Annotated in this window: 14 protein-coding genes; 7 read left to right on the top strand and 7 right to left on the bottom strand. The window is 70.0% G+C overall.

The genetic code is table 11. The annotated features are described in order from the left end of the window. Positions 1-138: 138 nt before the first annotated feature. Positions 139-996 (top strand): 3-methyl-2-oxobutanoate hydroxymethyltransferase, encoded by an 858-nt coding sequence (gene panB, locus JHY01_RS06300; RefSeq protein WP_205324759.1) that lies wholly within the window; start codon positions 139-141, stop codon positions 994-996. 61 nt (positions 997-1,057) lie between these two features. After that, on the top strand, positions 1,058-1,741 hold the full coding sequence (locus JHY01_RS06295; protein ID WP_205324758.1) for an HAD family hydrolase: 684 nt from the start codon (positions 1,058-1,060) through the stop codon (positions 1,739-1,741). Between the two features lie 116 nt (positions 1,742-1,857). On the opposite strand, the gene JHY01_RS06290 is transcribed toward JHY01_RS06295, so the two are convergent. Beyond that, complete coding sequence (locus JHY01_RS06290; RefSeq protein ID WP_205324757.1) at positions 1,858-2,562, bottom strand: MOSC domain-containing protein; 705 nt, start codon at positions 2,560-2,562, stop codon at positions 1,858-1,860. Between the two features lie 140 nt (positions 2,563-2,702). Between JHY01_RS06290 and glnA the strand changes: the two genes are divergently transcribed. After that, on the top strand, positions 2,703-4,055 hold the full coding sequence (glnA, locus tag JHY01_RS06285) for a type I glutamate--ammonia ligase (RefSeq protein WP_205324756.1): 1,353 nt from the start codon (positions 2,703-2,705) through the stop codon (positions 4,053-4,055). A gap of 275 nt (positions 4,056-4,330) precedes the next feature. Here glnA and JHY01_RS06280 read toward each other — a convergent pair whose 3' ends face one another. From JHY01_RS06280 to JHY01_RS06255, 6 genes are read right to left on the bottom strand one after another with little or no spacing between them, the layout of a single operon-like run. Then, positions 4,331-6,289, bottom strand: coding sequence for a hypothetical protein (locus JHY01_RS06280; protein ID WP_205324755.1), 1,959 nt, complete (start codon positions 6,287-6,289; stop codon positions 4,331-4,333). 5 nt (positions 6,290-6,294) lie between these two features. Continuing rightward, entirely contained in the window at positions 6,295-7,065 is a 771-nt protein-coding gene (locus JHY01_RS06275; RefSeq protein WP_205324754.1) for a hypothetical protein, read from the bottom strand. Beyond that, entirely contained in the window at positions 7,049-7,372 is a 324-nt protein-coding gene (locus tag JHY01_RS06270; protein WP_205324753.1) for a hypothetical protein, read from the bottom strand. Before JHY01_RS06270 ends, JHY01_RS06275 begins: the two co-directional genes overlap by 17 nt. 2 nt (positions 7,373-7,374) lie before the next feature. Beyond that, a complete protein-coding gene (locus JHY01_RS06265) occupies positions 7,375-8,418 on the bottom strand; it encodes a hypothetical protein (RefSeq protein ID WP_205324752.1) in 1,044 nt (347 codons plus the stop codon). Between the two features lie 33 nt (positions 8,419-8,451). Further along, positions 8,452-8,745 (bottom strand): hypothetical protein, encoded by a 294-nt coding sequence (locus tag JHY01_RS06260; protein ID WP_205324751.1) that lies wholly within the window; start codon positions 8,743-8,745, stop codon positions 8,452-8,454. Further along, complete coding sequence (locus JHY01_RS06255) at positions 8,738-9,550, bottom strand: hypothetical protein (protein ID WP_205324750.1); 813 nt, start codon at positions 9,548-9,550, stop codon at positions 8,738-8,740. Before JHY01_RS06255 ends, JHY01_RS06260 begins: the two co-directional genes overlap by 8 nt. Positions 9,551-9,904: 354 nt before the next feature. Here JHY01_RS06255 and JHY01_RS06250 point away from each other — a divergent pair, with 354 nt between their 5' ends. The 4 genes from JHY01_RS06250 (at position 9,905) to JHY01_RS06230 (ending at position 16,262) form a co-directional block, all read left to right on the top strand. Then, positions 9,905-10,588 carry a type 1 glutamine amidotransferase gene (locus tag JHY01_RS06250; RefSeq protein ID WP_205324749.1) on the top strand — a complete coding sequence of 228 codons (684 nt, stop codon included), beginning with the start codon at positions 9,905-9,907 and terminating at the stop codon, positions 10,586-10,588. Beyond that, positions 10,581-13,196, top strand: coding sequence for a bifunctional [glutamine synthetase] adenylyltransferase/[glutamine synthetase]-adenylyl-L-tyrosine phosphorylase (locus tag JHY01_RS06245; RefSeq protein WP_205324748.1), 2,616 nt, complete (start codon positions 10,581-10,583; stop codon positions 13,194-13,196). The genes JHY01_RS06250 and JHY01_RS06245 overlap by 8 nt, the downstream gene beginning before the upstream one ends. Positions 13,197-13,514: 318 nt before the next feature. Continuing rightward, entirely contained in the window at positions 13,515-14,480 is a 966-nt protein-coding gene (locus tag JHY01_RS06240; protein ID WP_205324747.1) for a magnesium and cobalt transport protein CorA, read from the top strand. A gap of 333 nt (positions 14,481-14,813) precedes the next feature. Then, a complete protein-coding gene (locus JHY01_RS06230; RefSeq protein ID WP_240192456.1) occupies positions 14,814-16,262 on the top strand; it encodes a glycosyl hydrolase family 18 protein in 1,449 nt (482 codons plus the stop codon). The last annotated feature ends 83 nt before the right edge of the window (positions 16,263-16,345 follow it).

Here is a 16,345-nt window from a genome sequence, read left to right as displayed (position 1 = left end):
CGCAAGCTCGGCCGAGCGGGGGAATTTGTCACAGCAAGCGCTTCGCCGGATGACAGGGACATCGATGAGCGTTAGTTTGGATCGGTATTACCCGGGGACCGGCGCAGCCGGCCACGAGGAGATTCTGGAGCACCGACGATGACGTCCTCATCGAATTCTTCCCCTGACGAGATCCCGAGCCTGTACGGGCCGGGCAAGAACGTCAAGCGCGTCCGCACCCGCCACCTCGTCGAAGCCAAAGAGCGCGGCGAGAAATGGGCGATGCTGACCTCCTACGACATGTACACGGCCGCCCTCTTCGACGAGGCCGGCATCCCGGCGCTGCTCGTCGGCGACTCGGCGGCCAACAACGTCTACGGCTACGAGACGACCCTCCAGGTCTCGGTCGACGAGCTCGTGCCGCTGGTCGCGGCCGTCGCCCGCTCGACCCAGCGGACGCTCGTCATCGCCGACCTGCCGTTCGGGTCCTATGAGACCGGTCCGGCCCAGGCCCTCGAGACCGCCGTGCGGTTCATGAAGGCCGGGGCCCACGCGGTCAAGCTCGAAGGCGGGCGCCGCATGGCCGCCCAGATCCGGGCCCTCACCAACGCGGGCATCCCGGTGATGGGCCACATCGGGTTCACGCCGCAGAGCGAGCACGCGGTGGGCGGCTACCGCGTGCAGGGCCGCGACGCCCAAGCGGCCGAGGTCGAGGCCGACGCGCACGCCGTGGCCGAGGCGGGCGCGTTCGCCGTGGTCCTGGAGATGGTCACCTCCTCGGTGGCCGCCGAGATCACCAAGCAGCTGCCCATACCGACGGTCGGCATCGGGGCCGGGCCCGACACGGACGCGCAGGTCCTCGTCTGGCAGGACATGGCCGGTCTCCGGCGCGGCCGCCCGCAGCGGTTCGTCAAGCGCTACGCCGAAGTCGCGGACGTGCTGCAGGACGCCGCGAAGGCGTTCGCGGACGAGGTGCGGTCCGGGGAGTTCCCCACGAAGGCCCACAGCTTCGAATAAGTCGTGAGTCTGGTCGCCTTGCCCTTTGGGCGAGGCGACCTTTCGCGTAGCGTCTCAGTACGTGAACGACGCGATCCTGCTGTTCGACTACGACGGCACCGTGCGGCTCGGCTCCGAGCACGCGACCCATTACGCCCGTCTCGTGGCCTCCCACCTCGACGCCGCGGACGAGCGCGCCTTCCTGGCCGCGCACGCCGCGTTCGTCGCGGGCAAGCCCACGACCGCCTCCACTTTCGACGCCTACGACGCCGACAACGCGGTGCGCCGCCTCGCGGGCGAGTACGGCGTCGACGAGGCGATCCGCCACGACGCCTACGTCGAGACGCGCAAGCGCATGGCCGCCGGCGATTTCGAGATCTGGGCCCCGAAGGGCTTCCAGGAGTTCATCTGGAGCCTGCCGCGCGGCGTGGAGGTGGCGCTGGTGACGAACGCCCCCGCCGCGGGACTGGAGGACACCCTGGAGCGACTGGGGCTCGACGGTCTCTTCGATCACGTGATAGGCGACGCCGGAAAGCCCGAAGGCCTCGACGCGATCATCGACGAGTTGCTGGAAGAGCGCCCCGCCGAGGCGCTGCTGAGCATCGGCGACATCCCCCGCAACGACCTCGCGCCCGCCGCCGACCGCGGCTGCGCGACCGCGTACATCGACCACTACGGGCGGCCGTGGCCGCGCGCCACGGTCTCGGCTGTGTCCCTTGAGGAGCTGTACCCGTTCATCCACCGCTGGGTGACCGAGCGCGAGTGACGTCCGCCGGGAAGCGCAGCGCGTGAACCCAGCTTGTCGCACCCACGCTTTATGCTGGGACTGCGCCCTGAGCCGACCGATCCCCGGCTCAGGGCGTCCTTTCGTTCAGCGGCGCTTCACGCGGCGATCGCGTCGCCGACCTTGACCGTCACCGGATCGCTGATCCGCAGGTAGATGCCGAAGTGGTTGTCCAATTCGGTGATGATGTGCTTGTGCAGCTCCATGTCGCGCACATTGGCCCCGGCCGGGTCCCAGCTCGGGAGCACGCACCGCTCGCACGGCTTCTGCACCGTGAACTCGTGGTCGCCCAGCCGGATCCCGGTGCCGCGTTCGATCGCGTACTCGGCGAACGGCGCCAGGTCGGCGTCCACGATCACGTTCGGTCGGAACCGGGAGGCCTCGATCTCGCGGCCCAGCTGCTCGCTCAGCCTCCGCACGCTGGCCTCGAAGACCACCAGGATGCGGCCGTAGTCGCGTTTGACCTTCCGCAGTTCGACGCCCTTCTCGGCGTCGACGGTCTCGGCCAGCCGCTCGGGGAGCCCGGCCTCGTCGGCGCCCCATGCGGCCCCGCCCGGCTCGTACAGCACCGGCTCGCCCGACACCGCGTCGGCGCAGCCGCACTGCGCGGGCCAGGCCGCCTCCCAGCCCATCAGCTTCGGGTGGCTGCCGCCCCACACCGACTTGTCCGAGCCCGGCTCGAACAGCCCGAACAGCCGGTCGCCGGCCAGCCCGTCGAAATCGATCACCGCCGACCGGAGCGACTCGCCCCGAAGCCCCTTGACGGGGTAGCGCCACAACTCTTTGATCTCGCCTGCGAACATGCTCACCAATGTACCCAGCCTCACGTTTCGGCAGCCATCCGCGGAGCACGGTTATGCCTCGCACGCTCGCCAAGTCCGGTTAACGTCGGTGACATAAACAGGTGAGACAATTGCGGCCCCAGGACCTAGGAGGACACACCATGGAACGCCAGAAGGAGTTCGTGCTTCGCACGCTCGAAGAACGCGACATCCGCTTCGTGCGGCTGTGGTTCACGGACGTCCTCGGCACGCTCAAGTCCGTGAGCGTCGCGCCCGCCGAGCTCGAATCCGCCTTCGACGAGGGCATCGGCTTCGACGGCTCCGCCATCGAGGGCTTCGCGCGCGTCTACGAGTCGGACATGGTCGCCATGCCCGACCCGACCACGTTCCAGGTCTTCCCGTTCGAGGGCCGCGGCATCGGCGAGTCCGCCCGCATGTTCTGCGACATCCTCACCCCCGAAGGCGCACCGTCCTGGGCCGATCCGCGCCACGTGCTGCGCCGCGCGCTCTCCAAGGCCGCCGACCGCGGGTTCACCTTCTACGTGCACCCCGAGATCGAGTTCTTCCTGTTCAAGGACATCTTCCCGGAGACCGGCGCCAAGCCCGAGCCCGTCGACGACGGCGGCTACTTCGACCACACCACGCACTCCGTGGCCCGCGACTTCCGCCGCCAGGCGATCCTCGCCCTCGAGCGCATCGGCATCTCCGTCGAGTTCTCGCACCACGAGGTGGCCCCCGGCCAGCAGGAGATCGACCTCCGCTACGCGGACGCGCTCACCACCGCCGACAACATCATGACGTTCCGGCACACCATCAAGGAAGTGGCGCTGACCTCCGGCGTCACCGCCTCCTTCATGCCCAAGCCGTACAACACGCAGCCCGGCTCCGGCATGCACAGCCACCTCTCGCTCTTCGAAGGCGAGGACAACGCCTTCCACGACCCGGGCGACGAGCAGCGGCTCTCCAAGACCGCCAAGGCCTTCATCGCCGGGCTCCTGCGCCACGCGCCCGAGTACACCGCGATCACCAACCAGTGGGTCAACTCGTACAAGCGCCTGTTCACCAGCCCGCAGCCCGGCCAGATCTCGGAGGCGCCCTCGTACGTCTCCTGGGGCAAGGCCAACCGCTCCGCGCTCGTGCGCGTCCCGGCCTACGGCAAGCCGAACTCGGCCCGCGTCGAGATCCGCTCGCTCGACTCCGCGACCAACCCGTACCTCGCCTACGCCGTGCTCCTCGGCGCCGGCCTCAAAGGCATCGAAGAAGGCTACGAGCTGCCCCCGGGCACCGAGGACGACGTCTCGGCGCTCACCAGCGCCGAGCGCACCGCCGCCGGTTACCAGCCGCTCCCGGCGAACCTCTCCGAGGCCCTCGACAAGATGGAGTCCTCCGAGCTCGTCGCCGAGGTCCTCGGCGAGCACGTGTTCGACTACTTCCTGAAGAACAAGCGCCAGGAGTGGGAGGACTACCGCACGTTCGTGACGCCTCTCGAACGCAAGCGGTACATCAACCTGTGACCGCCTCCCCTCCTGAGGGGGATACACGAAGCGACGGGCCGGGCGGCCCCCGCCGGGCCCGGCGCGGGGCCCGCCGGGGCGCCACACCCCCGCCGCCGGCCCCGGCCCCCCGGCCGCCCCCCCCCCCCCCCCGGCCCCCCCCCCCCGGCCCGAGTCGTGAGCGGAGGCGTTCAGGTGCGGCCGCCCGCACCTGAACGCTGGTCGCGGAGCGGATCCCGGCCCGGCGCGGGCTTCGCCGCCTCGCCGGGAGGGCCGGGATCCGACCAGGGCGCGGCCTACGCGTAGGGGTCGTCGTCCTCGTCTTCGGGCATACCGCCCCAGACGTCGTCCTCCTCCACGAGCCAGGTCTCGGTGCCTTTCGTCTCCTCGTTGGCGCCGGCGCCCCTGGCGCCGACGCCGGGCGCCATGCCGTGCGCACCGGCGCCCGCGGCGCCGGCGGTGCGACCGGCCGCGCCGCCGATTCCGCCCGCACTGCGTCCGGCTCCGGCTCCGCTGCCCATGCCGCCCGCGCCGCGTCCGACTCCGCCGCCGAGACCGCTCGGGGTCCGGCCGCCGCCGGGAGCCGACCCCGATCCGCCTCTGAGCCCGCCGCCGATGCTGCTGGGACGCTTGGAAGTGTGACCGCTGGCTCCGGTCGTCAACCCGCGGACGGCCGGCGTGGAGGGCGTGCGTCCGCCGACTCCGCCGAGCCCCACGGGCGGGTTGAGCCCCGTGCCTCCGCCGCCGAGGCTGTTGGGTCCCCCGACACCGCCGGGGATCTGGCCGCCGCCGCCGGAGGCGAGACCGCCGCTCACGTCGTCCGGATCGGGCAGTTCGCTCGAGGTCCACGGGTCGTCGTCGAGGCCGCCGAGGTCGCCGCCGCCGGTGTACTCGCCCGGGGTGCTGCCGGTGTACCCCGGCGGGTTGCCGCCGGTGGTCGACAGGTCCGGGCCGCCGTACGATCCGTGCGGCTGTCCGCCGAGGTCGTCGGGGTCGGTCACGCCGGAGGAGAACGGGTTCTCCTCGTCGAGGCCGCCGAGGTCGCCGCCGCTGTACGCGTCGGGGGTGGGTCCGCCGCCGGACTGGCCGCCCGGACCGCCGAGGCCGTCCGTGCTGAGGCTGGTGAGGTCCTCGGGTTTGCCCATCCCGTCCAGGTCGCCACCGCCGCCGCCGAGGTCGGGCATGCCGCTGCCGCCGTCGCCGATGTCGAGCCCGCCGGTGTCGGGGAGGTCGGTCTGGCCGTCGTTGAAGGTCGTGGGCTCGCTCGGCTTCGCGTCGGGCTGGATCTCGGTCACCTGCGCCTCCACATTGGAGTGCCGCTCGGTCACCTCCTCGTTGACGATCGCGGCCTGCTCCTCGAGCTGATCGGAGCCCTTGGCGCCCATGGCGACCAGCTGCCGGTCGGCGTACTCGTCGGCCTTCGACCGCGCCAGCGCCTCGCCTTTGAGCCCGTTCTGCTCGTAGTCGGGATTGGCGGTGACGTACTCCATCCACCGGTCGTAGGTGGACTGGCGGCCCTCCTGGACCTCGTCGACCACGGTCGGGTCGAATCCGGCCAGCTCGACGGCGTGCTTGATCTCGTCGTTGGCCTCGATCACGCAGTTCTTGAAGAACGGGGGCCTGATGTGGATGCGGTGCGAACCGCAGGAGGTGCCCTCCATGTAGAACTTCGGCGCCGGGTAGACGCACGCGGTCCCGCCCTGCTGCTCGAAGATCTCCAGCTGCTTGTCGTCCAGGATCTTGATGATCCCCTCGGTCCCGTCCTCGCCGCCGATGTCGTCCTGGAGGGTCTGGCAGTTCTTGACGACGGTCTCGGCCTGCTCTTCGAACGCGTCGAAATCGTCGCCCTTCCAAGCGCTCGACAGGGCCGTGAGGCCCTGCTGGAGCTTCGGCCCGATGACGCGGAAGTCCTCGTAGAAGTCCTTCCACTCGTCGCGGATGGTGTCGAGGGCGTAGTCGGCCTCGGGCTGAGGCCGGATCGAGGAGACCATGGACTGGATGGTCTGGCCCTCCGGGAGCATCATGGTGCCCTCGCGGGCGGCCCGCAGGTTGTTGATCTGGTTCGCTTGGGGGACGGCCGACATGAGTTTGACCCAGGCCGCCTCGGCCGGCTCCTCGGTCTTGCAGGTGCAGGAGTCGGTGCCGCATTGCGGCTGGACCAGGAGCGCGTTCTCGGCCACCTGGTATTGAGAGCCGGTCATGCCCTCGGTCGTCTTGCCGTACTCAGTGCGTTCGAAGTCGTCTGCTTCGGCCATGGCCGCTACTCGCCTCCGGCTCGGTCGAGGATGTCGGTCTGGATCTGCGGCAGGTGCTCCTGCGCGAGCCAGTCGGTGAACTGTGCGGTTGTGAAGGGGTACACGGCGAGCTGCTCGGCGCTGGAGTCCGGGTAGAACTCGGGGGCGGACTCGTAGGCGCCGACGCCGGGATCGTGCAGGTAGTCGACGGACACGTAGACGACCCATGACCCGTACCGGCCGTATACGTCCAGGTAGGTGCGGTGCTCGGTCTCGGCGGTGATGGTGAGGCTCTCGTCCCATGCGCCGCCGAGTGCGCCTTCGACCTCGTCGAGGTAGTCGATGCCGGGAAGGTTCCGGCGGCGCTGGTCGACGCGGTCGGAGAAGTTCGCCTCGGCTTCGGCCTCGGTGCTCCAGGGGGCGAGTCCGGCGCGGACGGCGGCGTCCCCGGTGGACCGGTATTCGAACGTCCCCTGGGTGTCCTCGAAGGTGGCCAGGTCGAACAGTCCGGAGCAGCCGGCGGCCTCGGCGTCGATGCCTTCGCCCAGGCCGTCGCTCTGGAGCTCGCCGTCGATCGCGGTGACGCCCAGGCGGTCCTGGATCGCCGCGAGGTCGGCGAACACGTCGCAGCCGTCCCAATCGGACATCACGGCCAGCGATCCGGGCGGCGTGTCGCCGGTGGCGGGGGCTTCGCCGCCGCAGGCGGCGGTCGCGGCCAGCGTCACCGCGAGTACGGCCGCCGCGAGGGCGCCGCGGCTGTGGGGCGCGCGCCGGGACCGGTCAGAGCTGCGACTCATAGTCCAGCATTTCGGCTTCGGCGTCCGTGTCGGCCTCCTCGGCGAGCTCCGCGGAGTCGTTGAGGGTGGTGATCATGCCGTGCAGGGATTCGCGCAGGTTCTGCAGGTTGGTCCAGGTCGTCTCGTGGAAGGTCGTGTAGTGCTGCCGGGCGCTCACGGCGCCGTCGAGCTGGCCGAACGCGGGCAGGCGGCCGAGCGGCTGCCCGTTCTCGAGCCTGCCGACGATGGCGTCGAGGAGGTCGAGCTGCTCGCGGATGACCGCTCGGTACTCCTCCAGGGCTTCGGGGTCGATCGTTCTCTCGGCCATGCTCAGGCTTCCTCCGCCTCGTCCTCGGGGTATTCGTCGGGGTCGCGCCACTGGGGAGCGGTGTCGTCCTCGCGGGCCCGCTCCTCGAAGGTGTTGGGCATGAAGTCGAGGCCGCCGAAGTCGACGCCGGTCTGCCGGTCCCATCGCTCGGCGTCGCCTTCGGGGTTGACGTCGCCGTTGATGTTGTTGCCGATGTTGTAGACGCCCTGGCCGCCGGTGAAGTTGGTCAGGGCGGGGTTCCCCTTCGCCAGCATCCCGTCGAGTTTGGGGGAGAACTTGCCGATGGTGCCGGTGCCGGTGCGGCCGGGGGCCATGAGGTTGCGCAGCGCCATCTGCGAGAGCCCTTGGAGCAGGCTGAACCCGGTCGAGCCGATCGTGTCCAGGGGGTTGATCATGTTGCCCTTCGAGGCCAGCGCGCCCCAGGAGGCGGTCATGTTGCCGCCGATGAAGGCCGCCAGCGTCTGCGCGGCCGCGGTGATCGCCTTGTCGAGGGTCTCGAGCACGGCCAGGCAGCTCATGCCGACGGTGGTGGCGATGACGCGGACGTTCTCGGACACCGCCAACCCGATGACGGGAACGAACTTGACGGCCAGGTAGAAGACCGACAGCGCCATGAGCGAGGTGGCGACGGCGAGCATGAGGGGGACCATGACGGCGAGCATCGCGGCGATGATGAACAGCGAGATGCCCACGTGCATTGCGAAGGCGGCGATGATGACGAGCTGGGCGTCCATCTTGTCGGCCTTGTCGTCGAAGGCCGTGCGGTCGTCGCCCGACCAGTCCTGCTCGGTGATCTCGCCGGTCTTCTCCTTGAGTTTCGCGCTGGCGGCCAGGTACTTCTCGGCGAGCTGGAGCCAGGAGGCGCCGACCTGCATGATGAGGCCGGGATTGCACTGGTTCATGTAGATGATGCGGGAGATCTGGGTGGTGGGTCCCGCGAAGGTGAACGCGGGCATGACGATCTGGACGGCGGCCAGGGGCGCCATGTACGAGTAGGCCTGTTCCATTCCGGCGAACTGCGCGGGATCCGGGGCGGTGTAGGACATGCGGTGAAGCTCCTCAGGGAGGCGGGGCGGTGGTCAGGTGAGGTCCTTGGCGGCGGCGTCGTCGGCGTCGTTCCAGGCCTGCACGGACGCGGTCAGGTCTTCGTTGAGTCCCGTGAAGCACTCCGCGGCGCCCTGCACCATGGAGCTCATGTAGCTGGTGGCGAGCGTGTAGGCGACCGCGAGCGAGACGTCGACGGAGGTGTAGAGCGTCTGGTCGAGGGTGCGGAACACGGGGATGATCTCGTTGGCCTCGACGAGGATGTCGCCGACTTCGCGCTCGATGTCGTCGCCGAGCCGGTCGATGCGGGCGCCGTCGATCTCAGGCAAAGTAGCCTCCCTGGTTGAACAGTCGTGTCATGTGGCGTTGCTGGTCCTGGAGCGTGGCGAGGTCCTGCGAGGCCCGGTCGCTCCGGGCCTGGTTCTCCTCGGCGAGCGGGGTGAGGTCGCCGGGGCTGAGGGGGAGGCCGAGGCCGGAGAAGTAGTCGTCCTCCCGGGTCGCCAGGTCGGCGGCGGCCGCCGCGGCGGTCTCGTTCAACTCCCGGGTGAGGGCCCTCGGGCCGATCTCGAAGGCGCGCTTGCTCAGCCAGACGCTCGCGATGGGGTAGGCCATGGTGGACTCGATGGCGACGAGCTTGCTCTCGCTCTTGGCGGTGCCCGTGGGCTCGGGGTTCTGGTCGTCCTTCCCGCTGCCCGGCGGCCGCTTGCTGAAGCGCTCCAGCAGTGCGATGGAGTCGGACAGGAGTTCGTCGGCGAAGGGGGGCATGGCCAGACCGGTCGGGCCGCCGGTGAGCCGCTCGTCGCGGTGGTCGCGTTCGCCGGGGGGAACGGCCTCGTCCCGTCGCTGCTCGATGGTCGCCTGCAGGCCCTTGTCGCGCAGGTCGCCGCGCAGTCCGGCGAGCACGGCGATCGTGTCCTCGACCGATGGCGCGGCTTCGGGTGCGGGGGCGGCGGCCCGGTCGGCGTCGGCGGCGGCGCGGGCGGTCGTCGCGATGAGCTCGGCCAGATCGCGGGTGTACAGGCGTTCGGCGCCGTCGGCGAGCGCGATCTCGGGGAACCGCCCGGGGGCGGTGATGACGGAGACGTTGCCGCAGGAGCTGTTGTGAGAGCGCTCCCCGGATTCGGTGTCGGTCAAGGGATCTCCTGGTGGGTGGGGGAATGATCCGAGAAGAAGGCAATATTTAGCACAGTTCTCTGAAACATCGGTTAACCACTCGAACGCACTATATGTGCACGTGTGAATATCGATTCGTGATTGCTGGGTTTCCCACCTGCGGGGACGAGGCCCCCGCGGAGTCTCGGGCGGCGGCGAATTGGCGAAGAACCAAAACTGTTTCGCACGCGCGCAACGGCTTTCGACACAAAAGCGACCGAATCGTTATCGAATCCGCCGCGCGGGCGCCGGGCCGCGCACCTGCCGCCGCCGACCCGGACGGGCGGTGGCGGTGGAGCGCGACGTGGCGATCACGCGACGGATTAGCATGGGGGAGTGACCACCGCACTCGTCGTCGAGAACGATCCCGCGCAAGGGCTCGGGCGGGCCGCCTCATGGCTCGCCGAAGCCGGTATGGAATTCGACACGGTGCGGCCCCACCTCGGTGAGGCCGTGCCGAACTCCGCCGGGGGGCACGACGCCCTCATCGCCCTCGGCGGCGGCCGCGGCAAGGACTGGGCCGACGACCTCACCGGGCTCATGGAGACCGCGGTCGCCGACACCACCCCCGTCTTCGCCGTCTGCTCCTCCTCGCGGATGCTCGCCACCGCCTTCGGCGGCACCGTCGAGGATCGCGATGAGCCCTTCGGGCCCCGGATGCTCGCCAAGCGCGACGCCGCCGGACGCGACCTCATCTTCGGCCCCGCGCCGATGACCCTCGACGTGATCCGCTGGCGTCGCCAGGAGCTCGTCGAACTCCCGCCGGAGGCCACGCTCCTCGCGGCCTCCCCGCAGGGTGCACTCGAGGTCTTCCGCATCGGCGACACCGCCTGGGGCGTCCAGTCCCACTTCGAGTTCACCCCCGAGCAGCTCGCGGGCTTCGGCGCCTTCGACGAGGCCGCCCTCGCGAAGGCCGCGGCGGTGGACGAGCACATCGTCGCCACCTGGAAGCCGATCCTCCAGCGGTTCGCGCGCGTCACCGCGGGCGAGCGGAAGGCGCTGCCGGTACTCGATGCCTGAATCGGAGAAGAGCGCGAACACTGACGAGGCACGACTCGCCGTCATCGAGGCGAGCAACGCGCTGGGCGACTTCATGCGCGCCCACCCCGAGACGGAGGCCGCGCTCACCGAGGACGAGGAGTCCGGGCTCGCGCGCATCCGCGAGGCGGGCGCGTTCGAGCTCAACGCCGCGTGGAAGACGAACCTGCTGCGGATCGCCGCGCGCGACCTCACCGGCGGAACGGACCTGCGCGCCACCTCGGCCGCCCTGTCCCGCCTGGCGGACGCGGTGCTCGCCCGCGGCCTCGAACTCGCCCGCGAAGACCTCCCCGGTGAGACCAGGCTCGCGGTCGTCGCCATGGGCAAGACCGGCGCGGAAGAGCTCAACTATGTGTCCGATGTGGACGTGGTGTTCGTCGCCGACGGCGACCTCGACCTCGCCACCCGGCGGGCCGCCCGTATGATCCAGATCGTCGGGCCCGCGACCTGGCCCGTCGACGCGGGGCTGCGGCCCGAGGGCCGCCACGGCGCGCTCGTGCGCTCGATCGACTCGTACCTCGCCTATCTCAAGGACTGGGCCCGCACCTGGGAGTTCCAGGCGCTCTTGAAGGCCCGGCCCGCCGCGGGTGACCTGCAGCTCGGGCTCGACTGGCTCGCGGCCGTGCAGCCGTTCATCTGGGGCGCGGCCGACCGGCCCGGCGTCGTCGCCGACATCCGCGACATGCGCCGCAAGGTCGCCGAGTCGGTGCCGAGCGCCGAGCGCCGCTTCGAGATCAAACTCGGCCCGGGAGGCCTTCGCGACATCGAGTTCGCGGTGCAGCTGCTCCAACTCGTGCACGGCCGCGGCGACGCGACCCTCCGCGTCCGATCCACATTGGAAGCACTCGAAGTCCTCGTGGCCGCGGGCTTCCTCTCCCGGCGCGACGGCGACGAGCTCGCCGACACCTACGTCTTCCTGCGCACCGTCGAACACCGACTGCAGCTCCAGCGGCTGCTGCGCACCCACCGGGTCCCCGAAGGCGGCGAACCGCTCCACCACCTCGCCCGGACCCTCGGCTACAAGACCGAGGAGGCGTTCCTCGCGGCGTGGCGCGCCCACGCGGCCACCGCCCGCCGCCTGCACGAGAAACTGCTGTACAAGCCGCTGCTCGATGCCGTGACGCGCGTGCCCACCCACGAACTGCGCATGACCGAATCCGAGGCCGCCTCGCGTCTGGCCGTGCTCGGTTTCGCCGACCCCGCGAGCGCGCTCACCCACATCAAGCAGCTCACCGCCGGCGTCTCCCGCACGGCCACAGTGCAGAAGGCCCTGCTGCCGGTCGTGCTCCACGAACTCGCCGACTCGCCCGAACCCGACCGAGGGCTCCTCGCGTACCGGCAGGTCTCCGACAAGCTCGGCTCCACCCCTTGGTACCTGCGGCTGCTGCGTGACGGCGGCCCGGCGGCGGTGCGCCTCGCCCGGCTCCTCGGCACCTCCCGCTACTTCACCAGTCTGCTGCTCCATGTGCCGCAATCGCTTCGGTACCTCTCGGACAACGCCGACCTCACGCCGCGCTCGCGCGCCGAACTCGCGATGGGCATGAGCCAGGCCGCCGCGCGGCACGCCGAGCCGGCCGCCGCGATCGGCGCGGTGCGCGCGATCCGCCGCCGCGAGCTCATCCGCGTCGCCGCCGCCGACCTCCTCGGGCTCCTCGACGACCAGGCTGTCGGCCTCGCGCTCACCGACCTCACCGACTCGGTGCTCGACGCGGCCCTCCACATCGCCTCACGAGACGTCCCCGACGCCCCGCCGATCGCCGTGATCGGCATGGGCCGCTTGGGAGGACGGGAGACCGGCTTCGGCTCCGACGCCGACGTCGTATTCATCCACACCGGAGAGGGCGAAGGCTCCCCGAGGGCTGCCACCAAGATCGTCGAATCGGTGCGCACCCTCCTCGCCGCCCCGACCGCCGACCCTCCACTCCAGATCGATCTCGACCTGCGGCCCGAGGGCAAGGGCGGCCCGATCGCGCCGAGTTTCGCCGCGTACCAGCGGTACTACGCGGACCGGGCGAGACTGTGGGAGCGCCAGGCGCTGCTGCGGGCGCGGCCGGTCGCCGGAGATCCGGACCTGTGCCAGGCCTGGATCGCGTTCGCGGACAAGGTCCGGTACCGGCCCGGCGGGCTGACCGAAGCCGAGCGGATCGAGTTCCGGCGGGTGAAGGCCCGCGTCGACTCGGAGCGGCTGCCGCGAGGCGCGGACCCCAACGGCCACACCAAACTCGGCCGCGGGGGACTGGTCGACATCGAGTGGACCGCGCAGCTGCTGCAGCTCGAACACGGGGCCGACGTCTCGCTGCGCACGACGCGGACGGTGCCGGCATTGGAGGCCGCCGCAGTGGCCGGGTACCTGAGTCGCGACGACCTGGCGGCGCTGCGCGAGGCCTGGGAGTTCGTGTCACGGGTGCGCAACGACATGACGCTCGCGCGGGGCGTCCCGCGCGACGACCTGCCGCGTTCGGGCCCCGAACTCGCGGCGCTGGCGCAGACCCTCGGCTTCGGCGAGGACACCGAGCGGTTCCTCAACCACTACCGCAGGCTCACCCGCCGCGCCCACGACGCGGCGCACCGGATCGTCTACGAGTCCTGAGCGGGGAACGGCGCCGGTCGTCCGCTCGAGCCGGATCGCCTGAGCGCCCGAGCCGTTCGCCGGCCCCACTCTTCACCCGATCCCGATCCCGATCGCTCGCACGGCCGGGCCGTTCGCCCTCACCGACCCGCTCTCGCACTCGATCGGCTCCGAGACTCGGATTTCACTCGATCCGGTGAACTTCGGCCGCTAGGGTTCGTTCGGCGGCGGTTTTCGTCGGTCGGGCGCGACATGATCGCGGCAGACGACTCGCTTCCCCTCTAGTGGTGGGCGGGGGTTGTGGACGGCAATTGCCGCGAGCCGAGATCGGAGGTGCGGATGATCGAGTACACCGTGATCGGTCCCGATGGGGCCGTGGACGAGCGCGGCAGCGCCGAGGACCTCCGCGCGGCCGCGGCTTCCGAGGGCACTTTCGTCTGGGTCGAGCTCGACGCCCCCGACTCCGAACTGCTCAACGCCGCTCTCGAGGCCCTCGGACTCGACCGCTTCAGCACCGACCCCGCGCACCCGATCCACCGACGCCCCAAGGTCGAGACCGTCGGAGACGCGGTGCTCGTCCTCGTGAAGACCGTCTGGTACATCGAGCAGACCCGGCAGGTCGAGACCGGCGACCTCACCTTCTACAGCGACGGCCGCTCGCTCGTGACCGTCCGCCGCGGCGTCGTCGATCCCGTTCCCGGCGTCCGCCGCCGCTACGCCGCCGAACCCGAGTTCCGCGCCGAGGGCCTGCCGGGGCTCGTCCACGCCCTGTTCGACGCGATCGTCGAGCAGTACGACGGCGCGGTCGAGGATCTCGCCGACGACGTGGGCGACCTCGAGCGCGCGGTCTTCTCCGGCGAGCGCATCGACCGCAACCAGGAGATCTACTTCCTCATCCGCGAGACCCTCGAGTTCCAGAACGCGGTACGCCCGCTCGTGCCGTTCGCCCGTTCGCTCAAGCAGCGGCGCGACGGCGCGGGCGCACTGCGGCACAAGGGATTCGGCACGGTCGCGGGCCGCCTCATCCGCGTGGACGCCGCGATCGAGACCTGCATGAGCCTCTTGACGACCGTGCTCACCGCCCATCAGGGACAGATCGGCACCTGGCAGAACGAGGACACGAAGAAGATCTCGTCCTGGGCCGCGATCGCCATCGCGCCCACCATCATCGCGGGGATCTACGGCATGAACTTCGAGGACATGCCCGAGCTGCACTGGGTGATCGGGTACCCGTTCGCGCTGCTCCTGATGGTGACCGTCTGCGTCCTGCTGTACCGCGGCTTCCGGCGCAACGGCTGGCTCTGAGGCACCGCACCGCGCACGCGCCCTTTGGAGACGAGCGAGGGGCGGTGCCGTCGCGTCCGCGCTCGACTCGCGAGTGCCGCCGCGAGGCCACCGCCCCTCTGGCCCTGCCTGCCTTCGCAGACCACTGTAGCGGTGCCGCGCGAAACGAAAGTGTGGAGGCAATGGTCGCGCTGCGTTGCAATAGAACGCTCCCATTTCAGACCTACCGGGCTATTGAAATTTTTCAATCCAGATACTTGACTTCATTGGACGTTCCCGCAATGATAAAGAGACCTTTTAGTTAAGTCTCTTTACTTTTCGGGAGGAACGTTGAGACGACTGAAAACGAGACGGATGATCGCAGCGCTCACCGCGGCCCTGGCCGTGATGACCGCAGGAGTGATCTACACCGTCGCCAACCCCTTCACGGCCTCCGCCGCCACCGCCTGCTCCGCCGCATGGTCCTCGTCCAAGGTCTACGTCGGCGGCGACACCGCCAGCCACAACGGCACGGAGTACCGCGCCAAGTGGTGGACCCAGGGCGAGACCCCCGGCACCACCGGCGAATGGGGCGTCTGGGAGTCCAAGGGCGCCTGCGGCGGCGACACCGACCCCACCCAGTCCGAGAGCCCCACCGAGACCCCCACTGAGCAGCCCACCGGCGACCCCGGCCAGGGCGGCAAGATCAACGCGGCCTACTTCACCGAGTGGGGCGTGTACGGACGCGACTACCACGTCAAGAACATCGTCTCCTCCGGCTCGGCCGAGGACCTCACCCACATCGTGTACGCGTTCGGCAACGTCAAGAACGGCCAGTGCACGATGGACGACTCGTACGCGGCGATCGACAAGGCCTACACGGCCGACCAGTCGGTCGACGGCAAGGCCGACACCTGGGACCAGCCCCTCCGCGGCAACTTCAACCAGCTCAAGAAGCTCAAGGAGAAGTACCCCGACCTCCAGATCCTCTGGTCCTTCGGCGGCTGGACCTACTCCGGCGGCTTCGGACAGGCCGCGCAGAACCCGGCGGCCTTCGCGGAGTCCTGCTACAACCTGCTGCACGACCCTCGCTGGAACGGCGTGTTCGACGGCATCGACATCGACTGGGAATACCCCAACGCCTGCGGCCTGACCTGCGACGCCAGCGGCACGAACGCGTACCCGAACCTGATGAGCGCCTTGAGAACCAAGTTCGGCGACGAACTGGTCACCTCGGCGATCACCGGCGACGGCACCTCGGGCGGCAAGATCGACCTCGGCGGCTACGGCAAGGCCGCCCAGTACGTCGACTTCTACATGGTCATGACCTACGACTACTTCGGCGCCTGGGACAAGGACGGACCGACCGCCCCCCACTCGCCGCTGAACGGCTACAGCGGACAGCCGATCGCGGGCTTCGACGGCGCCACCGCCATCGCCAAGCTCAAAGCCCTCGGCATCCCCTCCGAGAAACTCCTGCTCGGCTTCGGGTACTACGGCAGAGGCTGGACCGGCGTCACCCAATCGACGCCGGGAGGATCGGCGACGGGCCCTGCGACGGGCACTTACGAGGCCGGCATCGAGGACTACAAGGTCCTCGTGAACAAATGCCCCGCAACGGGAACCGTCGGCGGCACCGCTTACGCCTACTGCAACGGCGAATGGTGGAGTTACGACACCCCGGCCACGATCGCGACCAAGACGGCCTGGGCCGACAGCCAGGGCCTCGGCGGCGCGTTCGCCTGGGAACTCTCCGGCGACACGAGCGACGGCGCCCTCGTCAGCGCCATCGCCAGCGGGCTGAACAGAACCCGAAAGAGCTGACCCGCCAGGCCGGGGGGGGCCCCGGGGGCCCCCCGCCCCCCCCGCGCGCAGCCGGCCCGCATCACCCACCGCCCGGCCACGCG

This window comes from Glycomyces sp. YM15, from assembly GCF_016918015.1.
GTDB lineage: Bacteria > Actinomycetota > Actinomycetes > Mycobacteriales > Micromonosporaceae > Glycomyces.
Note: the sequence above shows the minus strand (reverse complement) of the source record. Positions and strands in the feature narration are given on the sequence as shown.